Raw genomic sequence first — 16,576 nt, 5'->3', positions numbered from 1 at the left:
ACCCTAGACCGCTGCCGTAAGGACTACAAGTGGAACTGGCCTCTTACTCGGACTACGCCGTGCGCCTGGTCAACACCGAGGAACCGGCCCGCGGCACGGACACGCTGACCTCGGTCGAAGCCGTCCGCGCCCTCTTCGGCGCGTCCACCCAGGCGTCGCGCCGCGCCACCGAGGCGGACGTCACCCGCTTCCGTTCCGTACGGGGCCGGCTGCGGGCGATCTTCGCGGCGGCCGACGGGGACGAGGCGACGCACGCCGTCGACCTGCTGAACTCGCTGCTGCTGGAATTCCCCGTCAGCCCGCAGATCTCGGGCCACGACTTCCTCGACGACGAGGGTCACCCGCGCTGGCACATGCACCTGGCCGAGCACCCGTCGAACGCGACGGCCGGCTTCGCGGCGATCGCCGCGATGGGACTGGCGTTCCACCTGACGGAGTACGGCGTGGACCGGCTCGGCCTGTGCCAGGCCGCGCCGTGCCGCAACGCCTACCTCGACACCTCCACCAACCGCTCGCGCCGCTACTGCTCGGACCGCTGCGCGACCCGCGCCAACGTGGCCGCCTACCGGGCCCGCAAACGCCTGGAGACGGAGCGGTCGGACAGCACGGGCCGCAGCGCGGAGAAGGCCCACGCGACCGTGCCCGCCGCGGACCGCTGATCCTCGGCGCGCGGCCGGTAACGGCCCCGGACCCGGCCGAGCACCAGCTCGCCGGGGACGGTGCCGAACACCCGACTGTCCCCCTCGGCGCCCGGATTGTCCCCGAGCACCCACCAACCGCCGTCGCGTCGCTCGACCAGTCGCTTCACGATGAGCAGATCCTGCTGGAGCGGGTGTTTCAGTACGGCGATGTCACCGGCCCTGACCGGTGCGTGGTAGTGCACCAGCAGCTGATCGCCCTGCTTGAGGGTGGGATACATGGACGGTCCCGACACCTCCGCGATCCCCAACAGCGCTCTCGGCTCGCGCCCGTGCTCGGTCATCCGGCACCTCCCGGTCCCACGGTACGTTCCGCCGCCAGTCCCATTTCGACCCCGGACTTTTGTCCTAAGCCCTAGGGGGCACTCGCGAAATCCGGCTTCTCACGGAGTAATGTCCCACCTGAGAAGACGATCACGAGGAAGGACGGCTCAATGCTCTCCCGCCTGTTTGCCCCCAAGGTGAAGGTCAGCGCCCACTGCGACCTCCCCTGCGGCGTGTACGACCCCGCCCAGGCCCGCATCGAAGCCGAGTCGGTCAAGGCCGTCCAGGAAAAGATGGCGGCCAACGACGACGCGCACTTCCAGGCCCGCGCCACGGTCATCAAGGAACAGCGCGCCGAGCTCGCCAAGCACCACGTCTCGGTGCTGTGGAGCGACTACTTCAAGCCCCCGCACTTCGAGAAGTACCCGGAGCTGCACCAGCTGGTCAACGACGCCCTGAAGGCGCTGTCGGCCGCGAAGGGCTCGACGGACCCGGCGACGGGCCAGAAGGCGCTGGACTACATCGCCCAGATCGACAAGATCTTCTGGGAGACCAAGAAGGCTTGATCTGCGGTTAGGCCGTCTGACCCGCGGTTTCGCTGGTCATGTCGCCTACCGGTCCGCACCCGGTCCGCAGGCCGCCGAGAACGGCGTCCATCACGGACCGGGTGCGGTCTTCTTCTCCCGGCCACAGATGCGCGTAGATCCGCAGCGTGATGACGGCGGACGCGTGCCCCAGGACCAGCTGGACCTGCTTGACGCTCGCCCCGCCCGCGATGAGCGCGGAGGCGTAGAAGTGCCGCAGATCGTGGGTCACCATGTGCGGCAGCCCGACGGGCTTGCGCCCTTCGCGCTCGGCCCTCTCGTTCTCCACCGCCTGGAGCGCCTTACGGGCGCAGTTCCATTCAGTCTTCCAACGGCGGTAGTTGAGAGGCTCGCCCTCCTCCATCGTGAACAGCCATTCCTTCGACGGCCGCGCGGCAAGATGCCCGAGCAGTACGTCGGTGACGACCTCGCCGACCGGAACCGTACGCCGGGACTCGCCGGTCTTCGGCGGACCGATCAGCCCCGACTGAAGGCGCTGACGCTCGACGCGAACGGTGCCGCGCTTGAAGTCGACGTCCGAGACCTTCAGCCCGAGCAACTCGCCTACGCGCAAGCCTGATCCGGCCAGGACGACGATCGCGGCGCGTAGGTACGGCAAGGTTATGACCATCGCTGATGGCGGCTATCCCGGCACTGGAGTCGTCATGCCCCATCGGCGGAGGGCGGGCGAGGAACTGCCCGTCTGGAAGCAGGAGCACAACCGCTCGCACAAGCAGGTCCGCGCCGCGCGTCGAGCATGTCTTTGCGCGAATGAAAGCCTGGAAGATCCTCCGTGACTGCTGGTTGAAGGGTGAAGGCGTCCACCACGCGATGCTCGGCATCGCCCATCTGCACAACCTTGCCCGCAAGGGATGATCCCACTCAACCCAAGCTCCTGCCGGTTCAAGATTCGACGGGCAGGAGCTGGACCAGGCCGACCCAGTTCTCCTCGTCCGCCCAGGTTTGGGTGGCACGGATCTTCCAGCGGCCGGCGGGCAGCGGGACTGATGCGTGGGCGGGCATGCCGCCGCCGGGATACTCGATATCCAGCTCGGCGCCTGCTTCGGCAGAGTCCATGAGTGTGGCTGGACCGTCCGTCACCCATGTTCCGCACTCCTCCCACTGCGTGGCCGCATCTGAGAGGACAGCCCTGGCTGCAGTCTTCAGCTCGGCTTCGGAGTCGGCGGCAAGCCACCGCAGGAAGGCTCGGTGCTCGGGTAGAAAACAGCTGGTAGCGGGCTCGTCCGCCAGCACCAGCACCTGAGCGCCGCTGTCTCCAACGGCGATCACACCGGCCAGATCATCCACCGCGCAGGCCCGGTCGTAGTCGTCTGGAGTGGTGGCGTCTCCCGCCAGGAGCCCGGTCTCCGTACCCCCACGCCATGCAGCCAACGCAGAGACGGGGACAGCGATCAAAGGCCCGCCCATCGATTCAACCCAATCAGGAGAGATGCAGGACGCATCGACTGCGGTAGGCGAAGAGATGCTCATGCCGTCAGTGTGCCCGCGTCCACTGACAACGCCTGCGGCGGCCCTTTAACGCCCATGGCAGGAACGGGCCCCGGGCACATACGGCGTCCGCAGTTACGGGACAGCCCATAGGAAGCTTTTCCGGATGCGTCAATAGGCCCCCGGGATCGCCGGTTAGGCAAACGCCATCCCCCGGCGGGCCCGGAGGCCGACCGGGAGATCACAGTGTGGTGGTGCCCCTGGACCCGGACCGCGCAGGCCCGCACTACGCCGTCCTGCGCCGCCTGGACGAGGAACACGTCGTGTGGCTCAAGTGGCTCGGCCCCCAGAGCCAACTGATCGTCCTCGCCAACTGCTCCAACTCCCCGGACCCCAACCCTGCATGCCCGCCTTGCGTGACGCGGCACAGCCCTGGCAACAGCCCCCGAAGAGTTCCTTCCTGACGCGACCACGGCTTAGGCTTATGGCGTCATCGCAGCCGTCTGAATTGCCGCGCGGATCCGAAGGTCCACGGTTCCGTCCTGCGCCAAGCCGGAAAAGTGCCGAGCGGAGCGCGGGTGGTCTCGCAGAACCGCCGCCATAAGCTCCGCCGCCTGGCCGGACAGTGAGCGCAGCCAGGGCGCGATTCGGTCTTGAGCACTCCACTGATCCCAAGCGGCATCCCAGGTACACATCGTCCGGGCCGCCTCTTCGAGGAGATCCCAGTCGTCCTTAGCTGCAGCAAAATTCGCGATGGCATGAACCCATACAGCGACTCGGCCCGCTTCAGCCCAGCAGCAGCCCGATCGCCAGGGCTGCCGCGAGCGGGCCGGTGGGGTGGCGAGGAGGTGGGGGTCGGCCCGGCGCCGTCGAGGGGGCAACTGCCTTCCCGCGGCGGGGCCGCGGGAGAAAATGTGTGCGACGCGTGCATGGGCCGGGGAGGGCAGGGCACACGTCGCGTCGGCGAGCCCCCCGTTCGCCGATCCGGGAGGGGATCAACATCATGTCCATATCCGCCCAGTTCACGAGAACCGCCGAGCCTCTGACGGAGTCACGGGTCGGGGAGCTCCCGTGGATCGAGGACGCGGGGAAGATCGCGCCGCGGGACGCGCGGCAGTTGTCGAAGGTGTTCTTCGAGCAGCTCCAGGTGCTTGAAGAGGGCACGCACGAGTACCAGTACGCGCGCAACACGCTCATCGAGATGAACCTGTCGCTGGTCAGGTTCGCGGCCCAGCGGTTCCGTAACCGGGACGATCAGCTGGAGGACATCGTCCAGGTCGGGACGATCGGGCTGATCAAGGCCATCGACCGGTTCGAGCTGTCACGCGAGGTGGAGTTCACCTCGTTCGCCGTGCCGTACATCGTCGGTGAGATCAAGCGGTTCTTCCGCGACACCAGTTGGGCCGTGCATGTGCCGCGCCGGTTGCAGGAGTTGCGGATACAGCTCGCGCGGGCCAAGGACCAGCTCGCCGTACAGCTCGACCGGGACCCGACGGTGCGGGAGCTGGCCGAGCATCTGGAGTTGAGCGAGGAGGAGATCGTCGAGGGGCTGATCGCCGCCAACGGCTACAACTCCGACTCGCTCGACCTGCCCGCCGACTCCGGTGCGGGCGGCGCCCCGGGCAACAGCGGCGCGTCCGTCGCCGACTTCGTGGGGGCGTGCGATCCCGCCATGGAGCTGGTCGAGGACTTCCAGAGCCTGGCGCCGCTGCTGAGCACGCTGGACGAGCGGGAACGTCAGATCCTTGAGCTGCGGTACGGGCAGGAACTGACCCAGTCGCAGATCGGCGAGCAGTTCGGCGTCTCCCAGATGCAGATATCCAGAATCCTGGCCCGGACGCTGGCCAAGCTCCGGGACGGAATGCTCACCGAGAACTGAGCGCGGGACCGAGCGATGAGCCCGAGCGGTCCGCACCCGGCGGATCCGGGACAGGTCGGCGTCCGGACACGGGACGCCGACCTGTCGCGCGCGGGACGTCGGCGGCCACCTGGTCGAGGCTGACCGGCGGCGGGGCCGTGACCGCCGCTCCCACCACCGCGCCCACCACCGCTTCGGCCGAGCACATGGAGCGGGATCACGCGCTCACTGATCGCGCCGATGCACCGCGCACACGGCCACCACCGCCGCGACCACCCCCCAGAGCGCGTACACGATCCACGCCCCCGTGGTCGTCCAGGGGAAGGGCGCCGCGGACGGGTCGTATCCGATGTCGACCAGGCGGGTCCACGCGCTGACGGGCATCGCGTGGCCGATCAGGGCGCCCCAGTACCGGTCGTCGCCGAGGACCAGGGGCAGCACCAGCAGCAGCGCCACCACGCTCACCACCGCCCCGCCGCTGTGCCTCAGGACGGCGCCGAGCGCCACACCGGCCAGCGCGGCGACCGGTGCCAGCAGTGAACGCAGGGTGAGCCGTTCGGCGGCCAGGAGGTCACCGAAGCGGGGGCGGGGTTCGGGCGGGACGGGACTCGTGGTGGTGGGCGGCGCCGTGGCCCTGGTCATCGGGGGTCTCCCGCCCCGTACTCGACACTCTCGGCGGATTGCAGCCGCCGGGGGCCTCCCGGTCAGTCCGGTCAGGTCGCGACCTGATGGTCCGGTCCTACCGCCGGGTCTTCAACGGCGCGTCTCCTCCGGCGCGTCCACCTGCCCGGGTGCCGGTCGACTCCGCCGTCACGTCGCGGAGTCCGTCGACCCGCCGGCCTCGGCCACCGCCGTGATCTCCACCAACTGGCCCGCGTAGCCGAGGCACGCGACCCCGAGCAGCGTGGACGTGTGCGGCCCCGTGGTGAGACCCGAGGCGTGGACCACGTCCCAGACGCGGCTCAGGTCCGCCGGGTCCGACGCGACCACGTACACGTCGGTGGATATCACCCGGCTCAGATCGCTGCCGATGGCGTGCAGCGCCGTCTCCAGGTTGGCGAGAACCTGTTCGGTCTGCGCGGCGAAGTCGCCGGGTCCGACGAGCGTGCCGTCCTTGTCGAGCGGTACGGATCCGGCCATGAAGGCCAGGCGGCTGCCGGTCTCGACCACGGCCGCGTGCGCGTAGCCGGGCGGCGGGAAGAGGCTGGGGACGGTCGTGCGCAGCACCATGAGGTCGCTCCTTGCGGGTGATGGATCGTCACGGGGCGCCGCGTGAGAGCCCGCGCGGTCATACCCGCGTGCCATTGTCGGCGCGGCGGACCGGCACGTCACCGGGGTTTCCACCGTCCGCCACGGTGGACGCCACGCCGTCCGCCACGCCGTCCGCGACGCCGTCCGCAACGCCGTCCGCAACGCCGTCGGCCACGGCCTCCGCCGGACCGGCCGCCCCGCCTCGTACCACCACCACCGCGATCAGCGCGACGGCGAGCCCGGCGGCCGTCTGCGGACCGAAGGGTTCGCCGAACATGATCGCGCCCCATACGGCCGTGACCGGCGCCATGAGGAACATCAGGGTGTTCACCCGCAGCACCCCGGAGCGGCGCAGGACCAGCCAGTACAGGCCGTATCCGCCGAACGTCGCCAGCAGCACCAGCCAGCCGACCGCGAGCCAGAAGGACGTCTCGGCGGGCGGCACCGCCGCGCCCGCGACGAGGGCGAGGACGGTGAAGACGACGGCGCTCGTGCCGCAGTGGATCGTCATCGCCACGGACGGCGCGACCGCCCTGCGGGTGCGGCTCTCCAGGAACGTGGCGGCGACCAGCGACAGCATGCCGAGGAACGGCACCGCGTACGCCCACGGCGCCACGCCCCGCACCGCCGCCGCGTCCGCCGACGTCACGACGAGCACTCCCGTCACACCGAGGCACAGGCCCAGCCACTGGCGCCGGGAGACGTACTGCCGCAGCAGCGGTCCGGCCAGCGCGCCCGCGACGAGCGGCTGTGTCCCGTCGATCATGGCGGTGGTGCCGCTGGAGACGCCGAGCTGGATCGCGTAGTAGACGGTGAGGAGGTAGCCGCTCTGCGACAGCGTGCCGATCACGCACTGCCGCAGCAGATCGCGCGCCGTCAGCCCGCGCCAGGCCGCGCGGGCGCGGACCACGGCGACCGCCCCGAGGACCAGCGCCAGGGGCAGGAAGCGCCACATCAGGATCGTGACGGCGTCGGCGCTGCCGGCGCCGAGCTTGGCGCCGATGAAGCCCGAGCTCCAGCAGATGACGAACGCGACGGAGAGAAGGAGGTTCACGGCAGGACACCACCCGTGACAGCGGAGATAGGTATACCGATCTGTTTACTCACTCGTCTCACTATACAGATCGGTATACTTGCTGCCATGAGCGTGAACAAGAGCGTGAACGGCACCCCGGAACAGTCGGCGCCGCCCCGCCGCCCCCCGCACCGGATCGTCGTGACTCCCGCCGCGCGCCGCGCCCTGGACGCCGCGTCGCGCCTCTTCTACGAACACGGCATCAACGCCGTCGGAGTCGACCGCATCGCCGCCGAGGCCGGTGTCACCAAGAAGACGCTGTACGACCGGTTCGGCTCGAAGGAGCAGATCGTCGTCGAGTATCTGGCCGCCCGCGACGAACGCTGGCGCGCCCTCCTGGACGAGGGGCTGGCCGCCGCGCCCCCGTCACCGGCCGAGCACGTCCTCGCGGTCTTCGACGCGTCGCGCACCTGGTCGGAGGCGAACGGCTCACGGGGGTGCGCCATGGTCAACGCCCACGCCGAGATCGACGATCCGGAGCATCCGGCGTACGCCCTGATCACCGGCCAGAAGGCGTGGCTGCTGGAGCTGTTCACCAGCCTCGCGCGGGAGTTCCTGGCGCCGGGCGACGCGACCCCGTCCGAGACGGCCGACCGCCTCGCCCGCACGCTGATGCTCCTTCACGAGGGCGCGCTCGTCGCCCACGGCCTGGGCATCTTCCCCGACGCCCTCGGGCAGGCCCGCGATCAGGCGCGGGTCGTGCTCGGGTCGTACGCGTGACGGGAGCCCTCATGCCGGGAGCCTCGTGCCGTCCGGTCTCCTGATCGTCGGTCTCATGACCGCCGGTCTCACGACCCTCGGCTGAGCGGCCCCGTCGACCCGGCAGCCGTACGCGGCCGGGCTACTCGACGTCCTTGAGGATCCGTTCCATCGATCCGGTGCGGCTCTGGAGATCGGTGAGCTGCCGGCCGAGGTCGGCGAGCTGCTTCTCCGTACGCTGCTGGCCTGCCACCGCCTGGGCCGCGAGCCGGCGGTACTCGTTCTCGTCGGCCCTGACCTCCCTGGCCCGGCGGCCCGCGGTGAAGTGCCACAGGGTCAGCGTCACCACGATGAGGAGGATCGCGAACAGCCCTATCGCTCCGATGACTTCCTGCCACGCCTGCTCGTCGTCCATCAGGTGGCCCCCTTCTCGCCTCTCTCGTCCTTCTGATTGCCCGGCGTCAGCGTCTGTACGGCGGTGACGACGTCCTGCGGCGTCAGAAGCACCGCGAACGCGTTCACCTCGTAGAACTTCAAAGCTTTTCCGTCCTCCGACAGCTCCAGCCGCGAGGTCACCAGACCGGCGGCTTCGAGCTTCTTGAGATGGACCTGGAGCAGCGCCCTGCTGATGTCCAGCTCCCTGGCCAGCCGGCTGACGTAGTTACGTCCTCCGGCGAGTGCCGCGACGACGCGCAGCCGGTGGGGATTGGACAGCGTCGCCAGTAACCCCATGTTCGACGGGAGGGAGAAGCGCGGGCGGGGCCGACGCCCGGCTCGAAGGGCAACCCGAAGGTCAGCCCGAAGGCAGGGCCGAAGGTCAGGCCGCCGGCGCGCGCAGCAGCGGGCTCTTGTTGCGCATCAGCCACTGGCGGTACACGACGGCCTGCGACGCCGCCTCGCGGTACGCCGCCTCCAGATCCGCGTACACCTCGGCGCCTCCGGGACCGTCGCCGTCACCGTCACCGCTCGCGCTCGCGACGGCGCCCGGACCCCCGATGCCCGCGCCCTCGTACGCCCCCGGCCGCGAGAACAGCAGCAGCCGCACCCCCAACGGGTCGTCCCGCAGCGGCCGTACGACCATGTCCTCGCGCGGGACCGAGGTCGGCTGGCAGGGCGCTATCGCCTCGCCGACCGCGATCAGCGACGAGGCGGTCAGGTAATCCCCGTGCAGGACGGGCGGGTTGAGCCCGGCCGCGCCCAGTACGCGCCGCAGGCCGTCCCATTCACCGTCCACGGTCGGGTCGATCATCCACCGGTCGGCCGCCAGGTCGGCCAGCTCGACGATCTGGCTGCCGGCCGCCGGATGGTCCCGGGCCAGCGAGATGAACTGCGGCTCCCGCTCGACCAGTACGCGCCGGTCGAGCCCCGACGGCACCCGTAGCGGACAGCCCTCCACCTCGTGCACGAACGCCACGTCGAGCCCGCCCCCGGACACCTGGCGCAGCAGCGCGTTCGCCGAGACGTCCATCTGGAGCGAGATGTCCGTGCCCGGCAGCCGCTCGCGCAGTCTGCGAAGCCAGCCCGCCAGGGCCCGGCTCGCCGTGGAGCCGATGCGCAGCCGGGGCCCGGCGGACCGGTCGGCCGCCGCTCTCGCCTCGCTGACGAGCACGGCCATCCCGGCGACCAGCGGACGTGCGCGGCTGAGCACGGAGTGACCGAGCAACGTGGGTCGGCAGCCAGTGCGTTCACGGGAGAACAGCTCGGCGCCGAGCGAGTTCTCGATCCGTCGCAGCTGTGTCGTCAGGGACGGCTGGCTCATGCCGAGCTGCCGGGCCGCTTTGTGCAGACTTCCCGCGTCGGCTATGGCGCACAGCGCGCGTAGATGCCTGACCTCCAGCTCCATGTACCGAAGAGTAGGCCCGCCTTTTGCGTCACGCCAGGGACCCAAAACACAGTAATTGGCTTTCATTCGAAGAAAGTTGGGCGAGCCGACGCCTGGGTGATGCTCTGGTGCTATCACCCTTCGGCATCTCCGCAGCGGCGCTGTGAGGCACGACACTCTCCCTACCGAATCCGTTCTCGGACGAGTAGTAGGAGCCCCCCACATGAGATACCCCAAGACGGCCGTTTCCGCTATCGCCGGAATCTCGCTGGCCTTCGCGACCGCCCTCACCGCCACCCCGGCCGCCGCCGCTGACCCCACCAGCGCCGCGCCCACCACCACCTCGTACGCCCAGTACGAGGGCTCGTCGGAAGACTCCGCCGCGACCGCGGCCTTCTACGAGGCCGTCATGAAGTCGGTGGCCGAGAAGCGCGCCGCGAACCCCGGCGCGCTCGCCGTCACCGTCGTGTACGACGCGTCCGGCGCCCCGTCGTTCGCCGGCGAGATAGCCAGCAGCACCCAGATCTGGAACAGCTCCGTCGCCAACGTGCGGCTCCAGCAGGGCGGCAACGCGGACTTCACCTACGAAGAGGGCAACGACCCGCGCGGCTCGTACGCGAGCACCGACGGGCACGGCCGCGGCTACATATTCCTGGACTACGCGCAGAACCAGCAGTACGACTCGCTGCGCGTGACCGCCCACGAGACCGGGCACGTGCTCGGCCTGCCGGACAACTACACGGCCCCTTGCAGCAAGCTGATGTCGGGCGGCGGCCCCGGCCCGTCCTGCACCAACTCGCAGCCGGACCAGGCCGAGCGCAACCAGGTCAACAGCCTCTGGGCGAACGGCTTCGCGGCCGCGCTGGCCAAGGCCTCCTGATCCGTCGCTGATCCGCCGTCGATCGGCAGATCGGACCCCCCACCGGATCAGGCACCGACCGGGCGTGCCGGTACTCGCTGTCGAGTACCGGCACGCCCGGAGCGCTATCACCGTCCCTGCGCGGTGACGGGCCGTCAGGTTGTCAGGCCCAGCCGCACCATGGACACCAGCTCCTCCTCAGACAGCCCCAACTCACGCGCCTCGGCTACCAGTTCGCGTACGCGTTCCAGGAGCTTGGCCCGTCCGGGCGAGACCGGTCCCGGTACGACCACGGCGCCCCGGCCCCTGCGCAATTCGATCAGGCCCTCCTCGCGCAGCCGCTGGTAACCGCGGAGCACCGTATGGACGTTGACGCCGAGCGAGTCGGAGAGTGCCCGCGCCGCCGGGAGGCGGTCGCCGGGCTTCACCGTGCCGTCGGCGATGGCACCGCGCACGGACCCGGCGATCTGGTCGCCGAGCGGCACCGAGGACGCCGGATCCACCCGGAACAGCACGTCAGATCCTCTTCCGCCGGTCGACGAGCGTGTTGAGCAGTGCGGCGGCCGTCGCCGAATCGCCCACGGTGACGGCGAACTGGCGGCCGTTGGTCCGGCGTACCACGATCGCCTCACCCGAGCGCAGCACGATCCCGGTGCGCCGGTGGCGGATCCGGTAGCCCCAGCCCCCGAAGTCGGCCACCGCGTTGATCCGGCGGCTGCTCGCCGTGTCGATGCCGTCCAGCGGTACCCGTACCCGCGGCCAGGACAGCGCGCCCATGCGGACGGTGAGTCCGTGCCGGTCGACCGACACGTGCGCGGAGGCGAAGACCAGGGCCAGCAGGCCGATGACGAACACCACTGGACCGTACCGCCGGCTGACGGCGATCGCGACGAACACCCCGGCGACCAGCGTCACCAGACCCACCGCGAGCAGCGGGCCGGATCCCGTACGCCGGGACCAGCCGGCCAGTTCGCCGTCCGCCAGGTCGATCCTGGCCGTGCCGTCGTCACCGGCGGGTTCGAGGCCGGGGTCCGGTACGAAGCGGGTGAGCAGCAGGCCCACGCCGGCCGCCGCCAGTGCGACGGCCGCGGCGACGCCGAGCTGCCACGGCGGGAAGTGGACGGCGCCGCTGTCGGTCGCGTCGAGGTTGGCGAGAAGCGTCGCGGTGAGCGCGTAGCCCAGGAACCCGTTGAGCGCCCAGCCCCCCGCGGTCAGGCACCGCACCCCGCGCGCGGTGAGCGGGCCGCCGAGCGCCGACACGCCCCACAGCGCGCCGACTCCGGCGAAGAGCACGACGGTCGCGACGAAGGCCGCGGTGCGGGACATCGGGTCGCGGTCGGCGTCGCCGGACAGGTCGAAGTGGGTGGCGAGCGAGTCGGGCAGCCGGTCCCCGACGACGAGCAGAACGGCCAGATGGACACCGAGCGCCAGCACGAACGGCGCGACGGTGACGGTCGCGAGGCGGATGCGAGCCTGATTCATAAAACCCCCTTGTTCGCATACTACTAGAACAATGAACGAGGCATAAAGCAACCGCCCCGGCAGGTGTCGTGCACCTGCCGGGGCGGTTCGCGCCTTCGGAGAAGGTCGGGGGTGGTCGGGAAAGGCCGGAGAAGGCCGAGGGCGGCCGGAGAAGTCCGGGAAAGGCCGGGAAGGTCAGGCGTTCACCAGGATCCTGCCCCCGAACTCCGTGTCGTCCGGCAACTGTCGCTTGATCCGGTCGAGGGCGTCACGGAACCCCGCCCCGACTATGCCCGACTCGTACGCCGCCCCGCCGCAGCGCAGCGTGAGGCTCAGCTCCGCGCGGCCGGACGGTGTGCCCGACGGACGCTCATGGAGCGTCAGCAGGCAGCTGAGCGTGGCCTGTTGGACAGTGCCGCCCGCGTTGACGGGCATGGGTATGTCCCACTCCAGCACGCAGGACGACAACACACCGCCCGCCTCCGTGGGTTCCAGCACGGAGAAATCGGCCCCCTCGTAAGCAACTCCCCTGATGTGGGTACGGACTTGCCGCCCGTCCGCGATGATCGCGATGGGTTCCGCACCGCGGCGGTCCCGATACCAACCCGCCCATGACTCCGTCGACTCCGCTGTCATGGCGCGGACTGTAGCGGTACGGGACGCTCCGCCGCGCGCGTGGGTCACCGCTTCAGGCCGTCCCGCCTCTGCGGATCCGCCGCGCCGGCCACTTCAGCCCTTGCGGCCGTACGTCCTGACGACCACTCCGTTGCCGAAGACGCGGCTGGATTCCAGCGTGAACTCCCGCTGGGAGTACGCCGAGCCGAACATGGGCATTCCGGAGCCGAGAATGAGCGGGTACGTCTTGACGACCAACTCGTCCACCTCGTCGACCAGTTGGGCGGCGAGATTCGCGCCGCCGCAGAGGTAGATCCCGAGACCGTCCTCCCGCTTCAGCTCCCCGACCCTGGCGGCGATGTCCCCGGAGACGATCTCCACTGCCGGGTCGGTGCTCACAAGGGTCCGTGAGGCCACGAGCTGGCGCAGGTGCGCGTACGGACTGGTGACGCCGATGCTCAGGCCCACCTCGTAGGAGCGCCTGCCCTGGATGACCGTGTCGAACCGCTTGTTCTCCAGGTGGTCGATGCCCAGCGGCTGCCGGCCGGGCGTCGGCAGCGTCTCCGGATACTCGTCCTTGAGGAAGGTGAAGAACTCCTCGTCGACGTAGCGGGTGAAGAACTCCGCCTCACCGGTGGGGTCGCCGATGTAACCGTCGATCGACGCCGCGATGAAATAGCTGAGCTTGCGCAAGCCGGACCTCTTTTGCGATGGGCGACAGGAGGTGCCACGACCCGCGCCCGGAGCCCGTCCGGAGCGCGACCATGACCACTCCACCCATAGTGCTTCATCCGTAGTGGTTACGCAAGGTATTACCGGCCCACGCGCCTCGCACTGATCCATCGGCGAACACGACGGACCGGAGACCCGGCAGACCTGGCAGACCCGGCAGACCCGACGCAACCGGCCCGGCCACGGGGCCCTAGCGTGTGCGGCGTGTGACGTATTCGGCCAGCGCCAGCAGGTCACCCGCCGCCGCCAGATCCGGGACCGCCAGGGAGAGTTGGTGGACCGCGCGGGCCATCCGGTCGGCCGCCTGGGTCTGCGCCCAGTCGCGCCCACCGGCCCGCTCCACCGCCGAAGCGGCCCGCGCGACAGCGGCCTCGTCCATCGGCCGCCGGTACAGCTCCGCCAGTTCCCCGGCGGCCGGGTGCCCCGAGACCAGCGCGGCGACGACCGGCAGCGACTTCTTGTGGGCGGCCAGATCGGCACCGGCCGGCTTGCCCGTACGCTCCGGGTCGCCCCAGATCCCGATGAGATCGTCGATCAGCTGGAAGGCCAGCCCCGCCTCCCGGCCGAAGGCGTCGAGCGCGGCCACCACCTCGTCGCCCGCGTCCGCGTAGAGCGCGCCCAGAGCACACGAAGTGCCCAGCAGCGCACCGGTCTTGGCCATCGCCATCGTCAGGCACTCGTCCAGCGACACATCGTTGGGCCCGCGCAGCTCCAGCGCGCAGTCCGTCTGCTGTCCGGCGCACAGCTCGATGACGCAGTTGGTGAGCCGCACGGCGGCCGGGGACGAGGCCGGATGGCGGTCCTCGGCGAGCAGCCGCAGCGCCAGCGACTGCAGGGCGTCGCCGACGATGATCGCGTCGGTGGTGCCGAAGACCGTCCACGCCGTGGGCCGATGCCTGCGGGTCGGGTCCTCGTCGATGACGTCGTCGTGCAGCAGGGTGAAGTTGTGGGCCAGCTCCACCGCGACCGCGGCCGGGACCGCACGGTGCGGCTCCCCTCCGAGGGCCTGTGTCGCCGCGAGGACGAGAGCGGGCCTGATCGCCTTCCCCACACCGCCCGTCGCCGGTGAGCCGTCGGCCTCCTGCCAGCCGAAGTGGTATCTCGCGACGCGGCGTACGGCCGGGGGCAACGACTCGACCGCCGCGCGCAGTTCGGGTTGGACGACGCTGCGCGAACGCTCCAGGAGCGCCACGGCCTCGTGGCCATCGGTGGCGGCATCCGTGCTGGTCATGGTCAGGTTCACTTCCTCTGCGGCGGACTGGGCGGCTGCCGGGTGCGCGCACCGGTGGGGCCCGGCCGTACGGACGGCCACGTCCCGGGCCCCACCCGCGCGCGCGTCACCTCAGTGCCAGCGGCCCACTTCCACGTTCTCCAGGACACCGAGGGCGTCCGGCACCAGGACCGCCGCCGAGTAGTAGGCGGTGACCAGGTACGAGATGATCGCCTGCTCGTCGATGCCCATGAAGCGGACCGACATGCTGGGCTCGATCTCGTCCGGGATACCGCTCTGCTGGAGCCCGACGACCCCCTGCTCGGCCTCACCCGTACGCATGCAGATGATCGAGGTCGTCCCGGCGTCCGAGATCGGGATCTTGGTGCTGGGGAAGATCGGCACTCCGCGCCAGGCCGGCACATGCGTGCCCGCGACATCCACCGTGGCCGGATTGAGCCCCCGCCGGTTGCACTCGCGGCCGAAGGCGGCGATGGCCCGCGGGTGCGCCAGGAACATCTTCGAGCCGCGACGGCGCGACAGCAGTTCGTCCATGTCGTCCGGGGTGGGCGCCCCGCCGTGCGGCTGGAGCCGCTGCCCGTAGTCGCAGTTGTTCAGCAGGCCGAACTCTCGGTTGTTCACCAGCTCGTACTCCTGGCGCTCGCGCAGCGCCTCGACCGTGAGCCGCAACTGCTGCTCGGTCTGGTTCATCGGCTGGTTGTAGAGGTCGGCGACCCTGCTGTGGACCTTCAGCACGGTCTGCGCGACGCTCAGCTCGTACTCCCGCGGCGCCCCCTCGTAGTCCACGAACGTATGAGGCACCAGGGCCTCGCCGACATGGCCGGCGGACAGCTCGATCGCCGCCTCGCCGTACTTGTTGGTCCGCTGCTCCGGGATGGACGCGAGCGCGTCCAGATGCCCGCGCAGCGACCCCGCCCGCTCCGCGAGGTTCAGCACGTCCTGCCGGGTCAGCACCAGCACCGTGCAGGCCGTCGCCGCACGTGCCGTGTACTGCCAGCTGGCCTCGTCGTCCAGCAGCGCCTGATCCCCGAAGTACGCCCCGTCGGCGAGGACTTCGAGCACCGTCTCGTCCCCGTAGGGCCCCGCCCCCACCTTCTCCACCTTGCCGTGGGCCAGCAGGTACACCCGGTCCGCCGCGGCGCCGGAGGCGACCACGGTCTGCCCCGCGCCGAACTCCTGCTGCTCGCAGCGGTTCGCCAGCTCGGTCAGGACCTGCTCGTCCTCGAAGCCACGCAGCGCCGGCAGCTCACCCAGCTCCGCCGGGACGACCGCCACCCGGTCGCCGGTCTGCACGAACGTCAGGCGCCCGTCGCCGACGGCATAGCTGAGCCGGCGGTTCACCCGGTACGTACCACCCTGCACCTGCACCCAGGGCAGCATGCGCAGCAGCCACCGCGAGGTGATTTCCTGCATCTGCGGCGGCGTCTTCGTGGTGGTCGCCAGGTTCCGCGCGGCAGCCGTTCCCAGGCTCTGCTGGGAAGGGGGTTCCACCGTACGGACCTCGTCACCAACCGACATGTGTCTCCCTCTCGATCATGGGCTGACCTGCGTGAACAAGCTTTGCATCACGCGTAGTTGGCGCGCCATCACACAAATGAGTGGGACTGGATCACGGCGGTCGGGGCACATTCACGGCTTCTGTCATCCGCGTGCAGACAGACGGCCGAAAGTGACCGGATCGGCTCGTACAGCGTGCGAATCGATGGTCCACTCCGCTGTGTTCGGGGAATAGGCCAGCGAAACGACCACCGTACGGAACGCACGCTCCACATCAACCGGTCTAGGAGGCGACATGGCCACACCCATGTCTGCGAGCAGCTTCATCCGCGCGCTGAAGGACGAGGGTCTGACCGTCGTCGAAGTCGGCGACTGGCGTACGCACAACCGCAATCACGTCGGCCCCTGGGGCCCGGTCCACGGCGTGATGATGCACCACACGGTCACCAAGGGCACGGCCGCCACGGTCGCCATCTGCCGC

At 70.0% G+C, this 16,576-nt stretch carries 20 protein-coding genes and 3 pseudogenes; 8 read left to right on the top strand and 15 right to left on the bottom strand.

Annotated features, from left to right (window positions below):
- Positions 1 to 29: 29 nt before the first annotated feature.
- Positions 30 to 659: a CGNR zinc finger domain-containing protein gene (locus P3L51_RS19730; RefSeq protein WP_354606579.1), complete on the top strand. Its 630-nt coding sequence runs from the start codon at positions 30 to 32 to the stop codon at positions 657 to 659.
- On the opposite strand, the gene sodX is transcribed toward P3L51_RS19730, so the two are convergent.
- Positions 563 to 982 (bottom strand): nickel-type superoxide dismutase maturation protease, encoded by a 420-nt coding sequence (gene sodX / locus P3L51_RS19725; RefSeq protein WP_354606578.1) that lies wholly within the window; start codon positions 980 to 982, stop codon positions 563 to 565. The genes P3L51_RS19730 and sodX overlap by 97 nt on opposite strands.
- Positions 983 to 1,132: 150 nt before the next feature.
- Between sodX and sodN the strand changes: the two genes are divergently transcribed.
- Positions 1,133 to 1,528, top strand: a complete 396-nt coding sequence (gene sodN, locus P3L51_RS19720; RefSeq protein WP_055531247.1) for a superoxide dismutase, Ni — start codon at positions 1,133 to 1,135, stop codon at positions 1,526 to 1,528.
- Positions 1,529 to 1,535: 7 nt separating this feature from the next.
- Here sodN and P3L51_RS19715 read toward each other — a convergent pair.
- Positions 1,536 to 2,162, bottom strand: a pseudogene (locus P3L51_RS19715) (site-specific integrase); the annotation flags it as partial.
- On the opposite strand from P3L51_RS19715, the pseudogene P3L51_RS19710 reads away from it, so the two are divergent.
- Positions 2,161 to 2,422, top strand: a pseudogene (locus P3L51_RS19710) (transposase); the annotation flags it as partial. The pseudogenes P3L51_RS19715 and P3L51_RS19710 sit on opposite strands and share 2 nt — an antisense overlap.
- Positions 2,423 to 2,449: 27 nt before the next feature.
- Here P3L51_RS19710 and P3L51_RS19705 read toward each other — a convergent pair.
- Positions 2,450 to 3,037, bottom strand: coding sequence for an Imm21 family immunity protein (locus tag P3L51_RS19705; protein ID WP_354606577.1), 588 nt, complete (start codon positions 3,035 to 3,037; stop codon positions 2,450 to 2,452).
- Between the two features lie 212 nt (positions 3,038 to 3,249).
- Here P3L51_RS19705 and P3L51_RS19700 point away from each other — a divergent pair, with 212 nt between their 5' ends.
- Both P3L51_RS19700 and P3L51_RS19695 read left to right on the top strand, forming a co-directional pair.
- Complete coding sequence (locus P3L51_RS19700) at positions 3,250 to 3,459, top strand: hypothetical protein (protein ID WP_354606576.1); 210 nt, start codon at positions 3,250 to 3,252, stop codon at positions 3,457 to 3,459.
- Between the two features lie 539 nt (positions 3,460 to 3,998).
- A complete protein-coding gene (locus P3L51_RS19695; RefSeq protein WP_354606575.1) occupies positions 3,999 to 4,874 on the top strand; it encodes an RNA polymerase sigma factor SigF in 876 nt (291 codons plus the stop codon).
- Positions 4,875 to 5,078: 204 nt separating this feature from the next.
- Here P3L51_RS19695 and P3L51_RS19690 read toward each other — a convergent pair whose 3' ends face one another.
- The 3 genes from P3L51_RS19690 to P3L51_RS19680 form a co-directional block, all read right to left on the bottom strand.
- Positions 5,079 to 5,495 carry a hypothetical protein gene (locus P3L51_RS19690; RefSeq protein WP_354606574.1) on the bottom strand — a complete coding sequence of 139 codons (417 nt, stop codon included), beginning with the start codon at positions 5,493 to 5,495 and terminating at the stop codon, positions 5,079 to 5,081.
- A 168-nt stretch (positions 5,496 to 5,663) separates the two neighbouring features.
- Positions 5,664 to 6,083 carry a RidA family protein gene (locus P3L51_RS19685; RefSeq protein ID WP_354606573.1) on the bottom strand — a complete coding sequence of 140 codons (420 nt, stop codon included), beginning with the start codon at positions 6,081 to 6,083 and terminating at the stop codon, positions 5,664 to 5,666.
- A gap of 58 nt (positions 6,084 to 6,141) precedes the next feature.
- A complete protein-coding gene (locus P3L51_RS19680; RefSeq protein ID WP_354606572.1) occupies positions 6,142 to 7,158 on the bottom strand; it encodes a DMT family transporter in 1,017 nt (338 codons plus the stop codon).
- Between the two features lie 87 nt (positions 7,159 to 7,245).
- On the opposite strand from P3L51_RS19680, the gene P3L51_RS19675 reads away from it, so the two are divergent.
- Entirely contained in the window at positions 7,246 to 7,899 is a 654-nt protein-coding gene (locus P3L51_RS19675; protein WP_354606571.1) for a TetR/AcrR family transcriptional regulator, read from the top strand.
- A gap of 121 nt (positions 7,900 to 8,020) precedes the next feature.
- On the opposite strand, the gene P3L51_RS19670 is transcribed toward P3L51_RS19675, so the two are convergent.
- From P3L51_RS19670 to P3L51_RS19660, 3 genes are all read right to left on the bottom strand, one after another.
- A complete protein-coding gene (locus tag P3L51_RS19670) occupies positions 8,021 to 8,293 on the bottom strand; it encodes a hypothetical protein (RefSeq protein WP_354606570.1) in 273 nt (90 codons plus the stop codon).
- Positions 8,293 to 8,610: an ArsR/SmtB family transcription factor gene (locus tag P3L51_RS19665; protein ID WP_354606569.1), complete on the bottom strand. Its 318-nt coding sequence runs from the start codon at positions 8,608 to 8,610 to the stop codon at positions 8,293 to 8,295. Before P3L51_RS19665 ends, P3L51_RS19670 begins: the two co-directional genes overlap by 1 nt.
- An 85-nt stretch (positions 8,611 to 8,695) precedes the next feature.
- Positions 8,696 to 9,721, bottom strand: coding sequence for a LysR family transcriptional regulator (locus P3L51_RS19660; protein ID WP_354606568.1), 1,026 nt, complete (start codon positions 9,719 to 9,721; stop codon positions 8,696 to 8,698).
- A 202-nt stretch (positions 9,722 to 9,923) separates the two neighbouring features.
- On the opposite strand from P3L51_RS19660, the gene snpA reads away from it, so the two are divergent.
- On the top strand, positions 9,924 to 10,580 hold the full coding sequence (gene snpA, locus P3L51_RS19655; protein WP_354606567.1) for a snapalysin: 657 nt from the start codon (positions 9,924 to 9,926) through the stop codon (positions 10,578 to 10,580).
- 134 nt (positions 10,581 to 10,714) lie between these two features.
- Here snpA and P3L51_RS19650 read toward each other — a convergent pair whose 3' ends face one another.
- The 6 genes from P3L51_RS19650 to P3L51_RS19625 all read right to left on the bottom strand — a co-directional run bounded on the left by P3L51_RS19650 (position 10,715) and on the right by P3L51_RS19625 (position 16,116).
- Entirely contained in the window at positions 10,715 to 11,074 is a 360-nt protein-coding gene (locus P3L51_RS19650; RefSeq protein WP_354606566.1) for a GntR family transcriptional regulator, read from the bottom strand.
- A 1-nt stretch (position 11,075) separates the two neighbouring features.
- Positions 11,076 to 12,041: a DUF1648 domain-containing protein gene (locus P3L51_RS19645; protein WP_354606565.1), complete on the bottom strand. Its 966-nt coding sequence runs from the start codon at positions 12,039 to 12,041 to the stop codon at positions 11,076 to 11,078.
- 174 nt (positions 12,042 to 12,215) lie between these two features.
- On the bottom strand, positions 12,216 to 12,656 hold the full coding sequence (locus P3L51_RS19640; RefSeq protein ID WP_354606564.1) for a DUF6304 family protein: 441 nt from the start codon (positions 12,654 to 12,656) through the stop codon (positions 12,216 to 12,218).
- Positions 12,657 to 12,749: 93 nt separating this feature from the next.
- Complete coding sequence (locus tag P3L51_RS19635; protein ID WP_354606563.1) at positions 12,750 to 13,328, bottom strand: dihydrofolate reductase family protein; 579 nt, start codon at positions 13,326 to 13,328, stop codon at positions 12,750 to 12,752.
- Between the two features lie 229 nt (positions 13,329 to 13,557).
- A complete protein-coding gene (locus P3L51_RS19630; protein WP_354606562.1) occupies positions 13,558 to 14,598 on the bottom strand; it encodes a family 2 encapsulin nanocompartment cargo protein polyprenyl transferase in 1,041 nt (346 codons plus the stop codon).
- A gap of 111 nt (positions 14,599 to 14,709) precedes the next feature.
- Positions 14,710 to 16,116, bottom strand: coding sequence for a family 2B encapsulin nanocompartment shell protein (locus tag P3L51_RS19625; protein ID WP_354606561.1), 1,407 nt, complete (start codon positions 16,114 to 16,116; stop codon positions 14,710 to 14,712).
- 274 nt (positions 16,117 to 16,390) lie between these two features.
- Between P3L51_RS19625 and P3L51_RS19620 the strand changes: the two are divergent.
- Positions 16,391 to 16,576: pseudogene (locus P3L51_RS19620) on the top strand (N-acetylmuramoyl-L-alanine amidase); the annotation flags it as partial.

This window comes from Streptomyces panacea (assembly GCF_040560175.1).
Lineage (GTDB): Bacteria > Actinomycetota > Actinomycetes > Streptomycetales > Streptomycetaceae > Streptomyces > Streptomyces panacea.
This window is presented reverse-complemented; position numbering and strand designations above follow the sequence as displayed.